Origin of the sequence: Actinoalloteichus hymeniacidonis, assembly GCF_014203365.1 — a bacterium.
Classification (GTDB): Bacteria; Actinomycetota; Actinomycetes; order Mycobacteriales; family Pseudonocardiaceae; genus Actinoalloteichus_A; species Actinoalloteichus_A hymeniacidonis.
The window spans coordinates 4,194,086-4,206,519 of sequence record NZ_JACHIS010000001.1 but is presented as its reverse complement, the minus strand read 5'-3'; the positions used below and the strand labels follow the sequence as shown (position 1 = coordinate 4,206,519).

Below are 12,434 nucleotides of genomic sequence, written 5' to 3'. Positions count from 1 at the left end.
ATTCGACGATGACGACCTCCGTCGAATTGGATTCGATCGACCTGGAGATCCTGCGGTTACTGCAGAAGGACGCACGGATCACGAACAAGGAGCTGGCCTCGGCGGTCCGGGTCGCCCCGTCGACCTGTCTGGACCGCGTCGCCCGACTGCGCTCGACCGGGGTGATCCTCGGGCAGACGATCCGCATCGACCCGGAACGGCTGGGCAGACCGCTGGACGCGTTGATCGCCTTACGCATCCAGCCGCATCGCCGCGAGCTGTGCGACCCCTTCGCCGCCCACACGCTGGCCCTTCCCGAGACCAGGGCGCTCTACAACCTGGCGGGCCCGGACGACTTCCTGGTGCATGTCTCCACCTCGGGCGCGACCGATCTGCACCGGCTGGTGCTCGACGAGTTCGCCTCCCGCGAGGAGGTCTCCCACATCAACACCACCCTGATCTTCCAACAGTGGGTGGGCGGTCCGTTGCTCCCGCCCACCGCGCCGAGGTGACACAACTCGTGTTCCGCGCGATGAAGATCGTGGGATCGTTGCATCGGGACGGCCGTGCGAAGGCCGGTCGATCGGACGAGGGAGTCGATGCCGGATGGCCACGAGCGAGGTGGGACCGCCGCCGCTTCCCGAGGTGACCGGCCCGTGGGCGGTGCGCGACCTCCGACCCGAGGGCGCCGATCTGACCCTGCTGCACGAGTGGATGAACCGCGAGCACGTGGCGGCGTTCTGGCATCAGGACTGGTCACGGCAGCGGTGGATCGAGGAACTGACGACCCAGGCGGCCGGTGATCATTCCCGGCCGGTGCTGCTGTCCCACGAGGGGGCGCCGCTGGCGTACCTGGAGGTCTACCGGGTGATCCGGGACCGACTCGCCGCCTGCTACCCGGTGCGGCCCCACGACCTCGGGGTCCATGTCGCGATCGGGGAACTCCAGGCGACCGGGCGTGGGCTGGGCCGGGCGCTGCTCCGGGAGGTCGCGCTCGGTCTGCTCCGAGCCGACCCGGCCTGTGATCGGGTGGTGGCCGAACCCGACATCTCCAACGCGCCGTCGGTCCGCGCCTTCGAGGCGGCCGGTTTCCACAACCACGGCCGGATCACCCTGTCCGACAAGACCGCCGCGTTGCTCATCCACCCCAGGGCGGCCGGGTGACCCTGCGAGCGCCGAGGCGCGACTCAGGTGGGTAGGTCGGCGGCCCGCAACAGCACGGCCGATCGAGTGCCGATCCGGAAGCGTTCCAACGGCCGCAAACCGGCGGGCAGTACCACCTTGCGCGATCGATCGACCAGCACCAGCACGGCGTGATCGGGCAGATTCGGCCGCAGTGCTCTCAACAGCCGTGCCTGCGGCTCGGCCGCAGCGCCGTGCTCGCCTCGCCAACGGGTCTGCTCGCCATAGGGCAGGTCGGCCAGCACCAGGTCGACCGGCGGGAAGCCCTCGACGACCCCGCCGAGCGCATCGGGATCCAGCGCGTCCGCCCGCCGGACCTCGGCACGCAGATCGCCGCCCCCGGCTAGCAGTAGGCCCGCCAGTCGGCCTGCTGCCTCGGCGGCGAGCGCGTACGCGGGCTTGTCGAACTCGGCGGCCTGCTCGTGCAGCCGCCCCGCGCGGGCCCGCAGCCCGGCCGAGGTGAGCAGTGCCAGATTCGCCGTCGCCACCTCGGTGGCCCGTTCGTCGACGTCCGAGCCCAGGACGGCGCCCAGCTCGCCTCGGTGCAACAGACCCAGGACCGTCAACAGATATCCGCTGCCACACAGCGGGTCCCACATCGTCAGCTCGGCGCCCCCGGGCAGCCGCGCGGCCGCCCTGGCGAACAGCTCGGTGGCCAGTCGGACCGGGAAGGCAGGCAGTCCGGGGGCCGACCGCAGTACCGCGCCGCCCGCCAGATCGGCATGATCGGTCTGCTCGACGGCGAATCGGTACGGCACGGGAGCCTCTCCCCACGACGACGGCCGACGGCGAACCCTGCCGACGGCAATGGCCCAGCCTAGGACAACGACCCGAGGCGGGGTCGGCTCGGGCGAGAGCGAACCCGAGGTGGCACCCGGTCGCTCACAGCCGGTCGCTCACCCGGTCCAACAGCGGTCCGAACTCCGCCACGGTAGCCGGCTCGACGTACTCCGCGACCGGGTCGGCGTCCCCGACCATCAGGTCCACGTCCGCCCAGCCGCCCGCGTAGAGCACGATCCACGCCGACCCACCGGTGCCGTCCAGTTCCAGCCCGAGCGACATCGGCCGCCGGACCAGGCGGCGATTCTCGTACAGCGGTCGGGGCCACCCGTCGTGGGCGTCCATCCAGGTGATCCGCGCGACGGTGATCCCAGCGGCAGACCACCGCCTGCGACGCTGGTCGACCAACAGCGCCGCTTGGTCGAGGTCTAGGTTGTCCAGATCTATCCGCCGCTCCACCTGCACGGACGGTAATGGCCGTTGGCGCCGTCGACCAGTGCCCGTCCGCGTACGCCGGTTCGCCCGCCTCGCGTGCCCAACCCCGACACCGGGGGGTGTGCTCTCCGATGGTTTCGCGCCGGCTAGCGTCTTGAAGACCACGTCGGCGTCCGCTGCCCAGCGGTCCGTGCCGACAACCCCCAGGCAACGAGGAGACGTGGCATGACTCGAACCGGCGACCACGTCGCGACCGTGGTCCGTCCCGGCAGCCCCAACGGGTCCGGCCTGCCCGGTCCCGGCCTGCAGGCGGCCGACGTCGAGGTGGTGCGGGCGGTGGACGCCCATCTGGCCGAGTACCTGGCCCAGCGCCGTGCCGAGGCCGTCGCCGTGGACGACCACTTCACCGTGGAACTGGTCGATCCGCTGATCTCCTTCGTGCGAGAGGGCGGCAAACGGCTCCGGCCGCTGTTCGCCTGGTGGGGCTGGCGTGCGGCGGGCGGTGCCGACGCGGGCGCCGAGGCCGATGCGGTGCTCCGCGCGGTCAGCGCCGTGGAGCTCGTGCACGCCTGCGCGCTGGTGCACGACGACGTGATGGACGACTCCGCCATCCGGCGGGGCAAGCCCGCCGTGCACGTGGCGATGGCGGCGCGACACCGGGCTGCGGGCATGCGCGGCGACGACGTGGGCTTCGGCCGGTCGATGGCGATCCTGGTGGGAGACCTGGCGTTGTGCTGGGCGGACGACATGATGCACACCTCGGGTGCCTCGCAGGCGATGCTGCACCGGGCGGGCTCGGCCTGGCGGGCGATGCGCACCGAGATGATGGCGGGTCAGTTCCTCGACCTGCGGGCGCAGGCCACCGGCACCGAGTCGATCGAGTCGGCGCTGCGGGTGAACCTGCTCAAGACCGCCGGATACACGGTCGCCCAACCGCTGCTGCTCGGCGCACTGCTCGGCGGGGCGTCGTCGGAGCTGTCGGCGGCGCTGCACGCCTACGGTGTCGATCTCGGGACGGCCTTCCAACTGCGCGACGACTTCCTCGGCGTGTTCGGCGAGCCGGAGATCACCGGCAAGCCCGCAGGCGACGACATCCGTGAGGGCAAGCACACCGTGCTGGTCAACGAGGCCCTGCGGCTGACCGAGCTGCACGGCCGTCCCGACGAGGCGGCGACCTTGCGCGGCGCGCTGGGCGACCCACTGCTGAGCCCGCAGACCCTGGCCGAGGTCCGTCGAGTCCTCGTCGACTCCGGCGCCGTCGCCGTCGTGGAACAGCGGATCGAGACCCTGGCCATCTCGGCGGTCGACCGACTGTCCGGGGTCGATCTCTCGGAGTCGACGGCGGCCCGCCTGCGCACCCTGGCGGATGCGATGATCCGGCGCGATGTCTGATCCCCTGGCGCGGCGGTGGTCCGGCGCGCTGCGAACGGGCCGTGGCATGACCGGCCGTACCGACCACGTCGTGGTGGTGGGCGCCGGATTGGCGGGACTGTCGGCCACCCTGCATCTACTCGGCGCCGGTAGACGGGTCACCGTCGTGGAGGCCGGGCCGCGTCCCGGCGGGCGGGCCGGTCTGGCCGAGACGGCGGGCTATCGGGTGGACACCGGCCCCACCGTGCTGACCATGCCGGAGATCATCGCCGACGCGCTCGACGCGGTGGGGGAGTCCCTCACCGACCGCCTCGACCTACTCCCGCTGCATCCCGCCTACCGCGCCGCCTTCGCCGACGGCAGCACGGTCGCGGTGCACACCGACGCGGAGCGGATGGAGGCGGAGATCCGCCGCTTCGCGGGTCCGGTCGAGGCCCAGGGCTACCGCAGGCTGCGTCGCTGGCTGACCGAGCTGTACACCGCGCAGTACGACCGTTTCATCGCCGCCAACATCGATTCGCCCAGCGACCTGGTACACCCGGCCGCCGCCCGCCTCGTCGCGCTCGGCGGGCTGGGGCGACTCGGCCCGGCCGTCGAGCGGCGGATAGGCGACGAGCGTCTGCGCCGCGTGTTCTCCTTCCAGGCGCTGTACGCCGGGCTCGCCCCACACCGTGCCAGGGCGGCCTACGGCGTGATCGCCTACATGGACACCGTCGGCGGGGTGTACTTCCCCCGAGGCGGCATGCACGCGGTACCCAGGGCGCTGGCAGCCGCCGCCACCGCGCACGGCGCCGAATTCCACTACGACGCACCGGTGCGGCGATTGGAGCGCACCGGCGACCGCATCCGCGCCGTGCACACCGATCAGGGCCGCATCGAGTGCGACGCCGTGGTCCTCACCCCGGACCTGCCCGAGACCTACCGGTTGCTCGGCCGCACCCCGCGTCGCCCGGTGCCGCTGCGGTGGTCGCCCTCCGCCGTCGTGCTGCACCTCGGGGTGGCACGCGGTGCGGCGATGCAGACCGATCACCACGTCATCTCCTTCGGCTCGGCATGGCGCCGCACCTTCGCCGAGATCATCGACGAGGGTCGGCTGATGTCGGACCCCTCCCTACTGATCACCCGACCGACCCGCAGCGATCCTGGGCTGGCCCCGCCGGGCCGCGAACTGCTCTCCGTGCTCGCCCCGGCGCCCAACCTCGCCGTCGGCAGGCAGGACTGGGCCAGGATGGGCACCGCCTACCGAGACGAGCTGCTCGCCGTGCTCACCGACCGGGGTCTGCTCGATGCCGCGCCGGACATCGACCTGAGCGAGCTGGTCACCCCTCGGGACTGGGCCGCGCAGGGGCTGGGGGCGGGCACCCCGTTCTCCCTGGCGCACACCGTGGCCCAGACCGGTCCGTTCCGGCCCGCGAATCTCGTGTCCGGCATCGCCAACGCCGCTCTCGCGGGCTCGGGTACCACCCCCGGCGTCGGCGTGCCCACCGCCCTGATCTCCGGGAAGCTCGCGGCCGCGCGGGTCACCGGCGCCATGGCCGGTCGGGGATGAGTCCGGGCGAGCTGGACGCAGCGGGCATCGAGGGCACCGCACTGCGTCGGTCCTATCTGCGCTGCCGGGCGTTGCATGCCAGGTTCGGCCGTACCTACTTCCTGGCGACGCGGCTCCTGCGCCCCGAACAGCGACCCGCCGTGCACGCCCTCTACGGCTTCGCCCGTTGGGTCGACGACATCGTCGACGAACCCGGCGGCGAGGATCCCGCGCCGCGCCTGGACCGGGTGGCCGACCGAGTCGCGGCCGATCTCCACGCGACACACAGCACGCACGCGGTGTTGGCGGCGCTGGTCGATACCGTCCGGCGGTACGGGATCGATCACCGGCTGTTCACCGACTTCCTCACCTCCATGCGGATGGACCTCACGGTGACGGAGTACCCGAGCGACCGGGAACTGGCCGGGTACATCCGAGGCTCGGCCGAGGTGATCGGCCTCCAACTGCTGCCGGTTCTGGGCACCGTGGTCGCCGACGACGTGGCAGCCGAGCATGCCGCCGCATTGGGCGCCGCCTTCCAGCTGACGAACTTCCTCCGCGACGTCGGCCAGGATCTCGATCGCGGCCGGATCTATCTGCCGATGGACGAACTCGCGACCTTCGGCGTCGACCGGGAACTCCTACGCTGGTGCCGCCGGACGGGCCGGACCGAGCCGCGCCTGCGTCGCGCGGTGGCGCACTTCATCGCGCGAAACCGGGCGGTCTATCGCCGGGCGCTGCCGGGAATCCCGATGCTCGCCCCGGTCGCGCGGCCGTGCGTCACCACCGCCGCGGTGCTCTACCAGGGGATCCTGTCCGAGATCGAGGCCGCCGACTTCGACGTGGTGAGTCGACGAGCCGTGGTGCCACGGCGACGCAGGCTCGCCGTGGTGGTGCCCACCCTCGCGCACAGCATCGCGCTGCGGATGACGGCCGCCCGCTGAGGCCGCTCGATGCCCTGCGGTACCGCCGATCCGGCGATGGCCAGGGCGGTCCGCCGCGTCGATCGCCGTCACACCAACGAGATCGGCGCAGGTAGCGGGTCCGGTGATCCACCACCGGTCTCCTTCGCATCGATCTCGATTGCCCGTCACCCGGAGTCCACCCGCAGCTCACCGTGATTGCTTACGGTGATCCGGTCGCCACTGTCCGGAACATCGTGGCGAGCGTCCCCCTGCGTGCGTTCGCCCAGTGAAGGAGTCTCGATGCCGTCCACCAAAGCCGTCGCTCTCGGCGCCGCGTTCTCGACGTTGATCGCGACCGGCCTCGCCGTCGCACCGGTAGCCGCCCAGGCGCAGCCGGATCAGTCCGATTCACAGGGCACCATCGCCTGGATCAGCGACACCCAGTACTACTCGCAGCGCTACCCGGACATCTTCACCGGCATGACCGAGTGGGTGGCGTCCGAGGCCGACAGTCGAGGAATCGAGTACCTGGCGCACACCGGGGACATCGTCGAGTACTACCCCTTCACCCGGGAATGGGACAACGCCTCGGCCAGCATGGGAGTCCTGGAGGACGCGGGCATCCCCTACGGCGTCGCCGCGGGCAACCACGATGTGGCGACCTTCTGGTCCGGCTACACCATCACCGACTACGGCGTGTTCAGCGAGTACTTCGGCGAGGACCGCTTCGCCGACTCGCCGGTCTACGGTGAGTCCTTCAAGGACAACCGCCAGCACTACGACCTCGTCACCATCGGCGGCGTCGAATTCGTGGTGCTGTACCTGGCATGGCGGCTCGACGCGGCCGACATCGCCTGGGCCTCCGAGGTGCTCACCGAGCACGCCGACAAGCCCGCCATCATCGGCGTGCACGAGTACATCGACGCGCAGGGCGAGTACAGCGGTCGTGGCGAGCAGATCTTCGACGAACTCGTCGAGCCGCACGACAACGTGTCGCTGGTGATCTCCGGACACATCCACGGTGCCGCCACCAACGTCGTCGAACTCGACGGGGACCGTCGGGTCGTCGAGATGCTCGCCGACTACCAGGACGCCCCGCAGGGCGGATCCGGTTACCTGCGTCTGCTGACCGTCGACACCGCCGCGAGCACTCTCCAGGTGCAGACCTATTCCCCGCACCTGGACTCGACCGGTTACTTCGACGACGCCGTCGAGAACACCACGCTGCCGTTGGACATCACGCCCTGATCGATTCGTCGATCGACGGCAGCTCGCTCGCCCGTCCGTCCGATGTGGTCTCTTGGGCGGCGGGCGAGTCCTGCATCGAGCCGGCCCGATCCGACCTGTCTACCAGGCGGAACCCCGTCGTGGAGCGGCTGGACCCCCGCCCGCCCTACGGCTGGGTCTACCCCCGTCGGGTGGATTCCACCCCTGGAGATCCACTGTCTGACGCCATGGTGAGCGGCTCGCGACGTACCTAGATTTTCCCTAGTCAGCAGGCGTATTCGGCTGGGGGAGACCATGGGATTCACGCGGGCGTCGTTAACCGCACTGGTGGCCGCACTCGTGCTGCCCTGGTGCTCGGGCTCGGTGACCGGACCCGAGCCCGCCGAGCCGCTTCCCGGTGCCGTCGCCTGGTCCCGTCACCGAGTGGACGGCGAAGCGCTGCCCGACGCGGAGCAGGCGGAGCCGCAGACGGTCGCCGATTTCCTCACCGATGCGGGCCGACAGAACACCGACGAGCTCGTCGAGCGATTCCCCTTCGTCATGGGCAATCTCGACGGTGCCCCACTCCGGACCCGCTTCGCCGCCAACCGACGGGCCATCGCGTTGGAACGCGCCCGCCTCGCCGCCGTCGCCGCCGACCAGAGCCTCTCGGAACCCGCACGCTCCTCGGCCCGACGCACCGAGGCGATGTACCGCCGCCTGGCCGAGAACCGTCGACCGGTGCTGCTCTTCGATCCTCGCGGTCGGGGCCGCTACGCGGAGGTACACGGCGATCTGGCGAACGCCACCCACGTCGCGGTCGTCGTACCGGGGACGGGGATCTCGACCAGATCCTTCGACCCGCGCTCCGGTCACGTCGGCACCCCGGGAGCGATGGCCGCCGAGCTGTACCGCACCCAACGCGCACTGTCGCCTGCTGCGTCCACCGCAGTCGTCGCCTGGGCGGGTTATGCCACCCCGCAGGCCCTGGGCGTCGGCGCGGCAACCGCTCGGTACGCCGAGGCGGGGGCCGAGGAGTTACGCGATCTGATCGACGGACTGATCGCGGCCCGGAGCAGTCCCGACGCGGGTCACCCGACTCGGTCGACGACTCGGGTGACGCTGCTCTGCCACAGCTACGGATCGGTGGTCTGCGGCCGGGCGGCCGAGAAGCTGCCCGAAGCGGTGCACGACATCGTCGTCTTCGGGAGCCCCGGCATGGGCGTGGACACCGTGACGGAACTGCACACCGACGCCCGGCTCTGGGCGGCGTTGGGTCCCTCGGACTGGATTCGACATGTGCCCAACGTCCGATTCCTCGGCTTCGGCCACGGCCGGGCACCGACGTCGGCCGCCTTCGGCGCTCGGCGGATCCCGGCCACCGACGTCCGAGGCCACGACGGATATCTCCACCGCGACACCGACACCGCGCGCCGATTCGCCCAGATCTCGCTCGACCTCGTATCCGAGCCACACCACACCGGAGCGGACACCCACCGATGACCAGTACCGACTCGACCGCCGTTCCCCGCCGCACCCGACGAGGACGGGTACCCGAGCCACGCCACGCGCGGCGCGGTCTGTCCGCACGACTCCGGGCGATCGACGACGCCACCCCTGCGGAGCGCGACCGGGTGATCGATGCCCTGCGCGCGCTGGCGATCGTCGGTGTCGTCCTCGGCCACTGGCTGGTCAGCGTCGTCGTCTTCGACCAGAACGGGCCGCACATCGCCAGCCCGTTGCAGCATCTGCCCGAGTTGACACCGCTCACCTGGGTTCTGCAGTTACTCGGCCTGTTCTTCTTCGCAGGCGGTTGGGCCAATGTCCGCAGCCTCGACCGAGCCTCCGGCGGGAGCGCCTCGGCGACCACCCGAGGTTCGATTCTCGGCCGGGGATACCTGCCGTGGTTGGGCGCCCGGCTGGACCGGATGCTGCGACCGGTGGTGCTGCTGGCCGGGTTCGTCGCGGTGTTGCTCGCCGTGCTGGGCCTGAGCGGGTGGACGGGGGCCGACCTGTACACCGTCGGACTGTTCGTCGTCAGTCCACTGTGGTTCCTGCCGGTCTACCTGGTCCTGACGGCGGGTACGCCGATCGTCGACGCGGCGGTTCGGCGCTGGGGCGCGTGGGCGGCAGTGGGGCCCGCTGCGGTCGTCCTGCTGCTCGACCTGCTGCGGTACGGCCCGTGGTGGGAGCTGCCCGCGTCCGTGGGCACCCCGAACCTGATCGCCGCCTGGCTGGTGCCCTACGTGCTGGGGGTGGCCTTCGCCAGGGGCAGGCTGGTGCAGGCGGCCGGACCATGGCTGTTCGTCGCGGGGCTGGCGGCCTGCGTGGCGCTGATCGTGTTCGCCGACTATCCGGCGAGCATGACCGGGGTGACCGGCGCCGACCGCTCCAATATGGGCCCGCCCTCGCTGTTGGTCCCCGCGATGGCGCTGGCCCAACTCGGGGTGGCGTTGACGTTCTACCGGCGGTTGGCCCGGGCGCTGACCCGGCCGTGGCTCTGGGCGATCGTGGTGACGATCAATCTGGTGGCCATGACCGTCTACCTCTGGCATCAGACGGCGTTGATGTCGACCCAGCTGGCCACCCACGCGGTGGGACTGAGCCTTCTGGGATTCGACGGGGTGCCCGCCGATCTCACCTGGCTGTTGAGTCGCCTGGCGCTGCTGCCGCTCTGCGGTGTGGTGCTGTGCGGCTTCATCCTGCTCTTCCGACGGTGGGAGCAGCGCAGCGCCTCCACCGTGTTGCGGCCCGCCGCACCGGCAGGAGCGACTGCCGATGCGGCGCGGCCCACGGCGGCCGATCAGGACCCGCCGCGCCACACCTCGCCTGCGGGGTAGGCGAACCGTTGTCGGGAGTCGGCGAGCATCTCCGCACCGGATCCGGGATCGATCGGCACCTGGTACCGGCCATCGCGGATCCGCACCGGGGTGCTGAAATGCTCATGCAGGTGGTCCACGTACTCGATGGCCCGGCCGTCGAGGGCTCCCGACACGGCCACGTAGTCGAACATCGCCAGGTGTTGGACCAGTTCGCAGAGGCCCACTCCACCGGCATGCGGGCACACCGGAACCCCGAACTTGGCCGCCAGCAACAGGATCGCCACGTTCTCGTTCACCCCGCCGACCCGGGTGGCGTCGATCTGCAGGATGTCGATCGCCCCGGCCTGCAGGAGCTGCTTGAACATCACCCGGTTCTGGACGTGTTCACCGGTGGCGACCCGCATCGGCGCCACCGCGTTGCGGATCGCGGCATGGCCGAGGACGTCGTCGGGGGAGGTCGGCTCCTCGATCCACCACGGGTTGAACTCGCGCAGTCTGCGCAGCCAGGGGATGGCCGTATCGACGTCGAAGCGCTGGTTGGCGTCGATGGCGATCCGCACGTCGGGACCCACCGCGGCCCTGGCCACCCCGAGCCTGCGGACGTCGTCGTCGAGGGCGGCGCCGACCTTCAACTTGATCAGGTCGAAACCCTCGGCGACCGCCTCGGTCGCCAACCTCGCCAACTTGGCGTCGTCGTAACCGAGCCACCCCGGCGAGGTGGTGTAGCCGGGATAGCCCTCGCGTTCGAGTCGCTGTAGCCGCTCGGATCGGCCGGGTTCGGCGGCCCGCAGGATCTCCAGCGCCTCGTCGGGGGTGAGCGCGTCGGTCAGATAGCGCCAGTCCACCAACTCGACGATCTGCTCCGGAGTCAGGCTCGCCAGCAGTCGCCACACCGGCATCCCCGCGCGCTTGGCGGCCAGGTCCCACGCTGCGTTGACCACGGCCCCCACCGCCATATGCATGACGCCCTTCTCGGGACCGAGCCAGCGAAGCTGCGAGTCCGAGACCAGCTCCCGGGACAGCCCGCCCAGGTCGGCGCACAACTTCTCGACATCGCGGCCGACGACGTGCGGGGCGAGCAGCTCGATCGCCGCGCACTGGACGTCGTTGCCCCGACCGATGGTGAACACGAAACCATGGCCGTCGGGACCCTCGTCGGTCCGCAGCACCAGATAGGCGGCGGAGTAGTCGGGATCGGGATTCATGGCGTCCGAGCCGTCGAGTTCCCGGGAGGTCGGGAATCGGACGTCGGACACCTCCAGGGCGACGATCCGGCTCACGCGGCCTCGCCCTCCGGCCCGGTCATCACCTGTCGCTGTCTGCCGAGGCCGTCGATCTCCAACTCCACGACATCGCCCGCACCGAGATAGGGGAAACGACCGGAGAGCGCCACACCCTCCGGGGTGCCGGTGTTGATCACGTCGCCGGGTTCCAACGTGAGGAATCGGCTCAGGTGCCACACCAGGAACGCGACGTCGAACACCATGTCCGAGGTGGCGGAATCCTGCCGGGGCGCACCGTTGACCCAGGAACGCAGCCGCAGCGACTGCGGATCGCCGATGTCCTCGGCGGGTACCAACCAGGGGCCCAGGGGATTGAAGCCGGGACCGCACTTGCCCAGCGACCACTGCCCGCCGGAGCGCTCCAGCTGCCACTCGCGCTCGGAGATGTCGTTGGAGACCGTGTAACCGGCGATGTGCGCCGCCGCATCCTCGGGGCCTGCGAGTCGGCTGGCGCGCTTGCCGATCACCACGGCCAACTCCACCTCCCAGTCGGTGCGCGAACTGCCCGGCGGAATCCGCACCGCGTCGTCCGGGCCGACGATGGTGTTGGGGTGCTTGAAGAACAGGATGGGCTGGGCGGGTGGTTCCGCCCCGGACTCCCGGGCGTGCGCGGCATAGTTCTGGCCGATGCACAGCACGGCCATCGGCCGGGCGATCGGGGCGCCGATGCGTAACCCGGTCGGATCCAGCGCGGGCAGCGTGCCTGCGGCCAACGCCGTTCGGGCCCGGTCGATGCCCTCGGCGGCGAGGAACGCGCCGTCGATGTCGTCGGTGATCGGGCTCAGATCGAAGAACGCGCCGTCGTCCGTTCGCAGGGCGGGACGTTCGGCCCCGGGTGCACCGAGTCGCAGCAGCCGCACGGGTACTCCTCTCCTACCGCCGTCACAGGCGGTGTCTCGGATGGTTCGGAATTCTGTGTCGCCCATCGGCGGCATCCGCGCCC

General features: G+C 70.8%; 12 protein-coding genes. 8 read left to right on the top strand and 4 right to left on the bottom strand.

The window, feature by feature from the left end:
* The first annotated feature begins 8 nt into the window (after positions 1-8).
* Positions 9-491 carry an Lrp/AsnC family transcriptional regulator gene (locus BKA25_RS17375; protein ID WP_069848293.1) on the top strand — a complete coding sequence of 161 codons (483 nt, stop codon included), beginning with the start codon at positions 9-11 and terminating at the stop codon, positions 489-491.
* Positions 492-585: 94 nt separating this feature from the next.
* The gene (locus tag BKA25_RS17370; RefSeq protein WP_069848295.1) at positions 586-1,143 is read left to right on the top strand and encodes a GNAT family N-acetyltransferase; all 558 of its coding nucleotides are present in this window, start codon (positions 586-588) and stop codon (positions 1,141-1,143) included.
* Between the two features lie 23 nt (positions 1,144-1,166).
* Here BKA25_RS17370 and BKA25_RS17365 read toward each other — a convergent pair whose 3' ends face one another.
* Together BKA25_RS17365 and BKA25_RS17360 are read right to left on the bottom strand one after the other, a co-directional pair.
* Positions 1,167-1,919: an rRNA methyltransferase gene (locus BKA25_RS17365; RefSeq protein ID WP_069848297.1), complete on the bottom strand. Its 753-nt coding sequence runs from the start codon at positions 1,917-1,919 to the stop codon at positions 1,167-1,169.
* A 124-nt stretch (positions 1,920-2,043) separates the two neighbouring features.
* Positions 2,044-2,400 (bottom strand): hypothetical protein, encoded by a 357-nt coding sequence (locus BKA25_RS17360; RefSeq protein ID WP_157421015.1) that lies wholly within the window; start codon positions 2,398-2,400, stop codon positions 2,044-2,046.
* 201 nt (positions 2,401-2,601) lie between these two features.
* Between BKA25_RS17360 and BKA25_RS17355 the strand changes: the two genes are divergently transcribed.
* The 6 genes from BKA25_RS17355 (at position 2,602) to BKA25_RS17330 (ending at position 10,226) form a co-directional block, all read left to right on the top strand.
* Positions 2,602-3,768: a polyprenyl synthetase family protein gene (locus tag BKA25_RS17355; RefSeq protein ID WP_084642818.1), complete on the top strand. Its 1,167-nt coding sequence runs from the start codon at positions 2,602-2,604 to the stop codon at positions 3,766-3,768.
* A complete protein-coding gene (gene crtI / locus BKA25_RS17350) occupies positions 3,761-5,296 on the top strand; it encodes a phytoene desaturase family protein (RefSeq protein ID WP_069848301.1) in 1,536 nt (511 codons plus the stop codon). Before BKA25_RS17355 ends, crtI begins: the two co-directional genes overlap by 8 nt.
* Positions 5,293-6,219 (top strand): phytoene/squalene synthase family protein, encoded by a 927-nt coding sequence (locus tag BKA25_RS17345; RefSeq protein WP_069848303.1) that lies wholly within the window; start codon positions 5,293-5,295, stop codon positions 6,217-6,219. Before crtI ends, BKA25_RS17345 begins: the two co-directional genes overlap by 4 nt.
* Positions 6,220-6,480: 261 nt before the next feature.
* Entirely contained in the window at positions 6,481-7,428 is a 948-nt protein-coding gene (locus BKA25_RS17340; RefSeq protein ID WP_069848305.1) for a metallophosphoesterase, read from the top strand.
* A gap of 273 nt (positions 7,429-7,701) precedes the next feature.
* Positions 7,702-8,889 carry an alpha/beta hydrolase gene (locus tag BKA25_RS17335; RefSeq protein ID WP_069848307.1) on the top strand — a complete coding sequence of 396 codons (1,188 nt, stop codon included), beginning with the start codon at positions 7,702-7,704 and terminating at the stop codon, positions 8,887-8,889.
* The gene (locus BKA25_RS17330; protein ID WP_084642820.1) at positions 8,886-10,226 is read left to right on the top strand and encodes an acyltransferase family protein; all 1,341 of its coding nucleotides are present in this window, start codon (positions 8,886-8,888) and stop codon (positions 10,224-10,226) included. Before BKA25_RS17335 ends, BKA25_RS17330 begins: the two co-directional genes overlap by 4 nt.
* Here the strand turns inward: BKA25_RS17330 and BKA25_RS17325 are convergent.
* Entirely contained in the window at positions 10,190-11,488 is a 1,299-nt protein-coding gene (locus tag BKA25_RS17325; protein WP_069848309.1) for an L-fuconate dehydratase, read from the bottom strand. The genes BKA25_RS17330 and BKA25_RS17325 overlap by 37 nt on opposite strands.
* Positions 11,485-12,351 (bottom strand): fumarylacetoacetate hydrolase family protein, encoded by an 867-nt coding sequence (locus BKA25_RS17320; protein ID WP_069853514.1) that lies wholly within the window; start codon positions 12,349-12,351, stop codon positions 11,485-11,487. Before BKA25_RS17320 ends, BKA25_RS17325 begins: the two co-directional genes overlap by 4 nt.
* Positions 12,352-12,434 lie beyond the last annotated feature (83 nt).

Excerpts from the sequence above, each read along its gene's own strand:
- BKA25_RS17375 (WP_069848293.1), top strand. The coding sequence starts at position 9 with ATGACGACCTCCGTCGAATTGGATTCGATCGACCTGGAGATCCTGCGG.
- BKA25_RS17370 (WP_069848295.1), top strand. The coding sequence starts at position 586 with ATGGCCACGAGCGAGGTGGGACCGCCGCCGCTTCCCGAGGTGACCGGC.
- BKA25_RS17355 (WP_084642818.1), top strand. The coding sequence starts at position 2,602 with ATGACTCGAACCGGCGACCACGTCGCGACCGTGGTCCGTCCCGGCAGC.
- crtI (WP_069848301.1), top strand. The coding sequence starts at position 3,761 with ATGTCTGATCCCCTGGCGCGGCGGTGGTCCGGCGCGCTGCGAACGGGC.
- BKA25_RS17345 (WP_069848303.1), top strand. The coding sequence starts at position 5,293 with ATGAGTCCGGGCGAGCTGGACGCAGCGGGCATCGAGGGCACCGCACTG.
- BKA25_RS17340 (WP_069848305.1), top strand. The coding sequence starts at position 6,481 with ATGCCGTCCACCAAAGCCGTCGCTCTCGGCGCCGCGTTCTCGACGTTG.
- BKA25_RS17335 (WP_069848307.1), top strand. The coding sequence starts at position 7,702 with ATGGGATTCACGCGGGCGTCGTTAACCGCACTGGTGGCCGCACTCGTG.
- BKA25_RS17330 (WP_084642820.1), top strand. The coding sequence starts at position 8,886 with ATGACCAGTACCGACTCGACCGCCGTTCCCCGCCGCACCCGACGAGGA.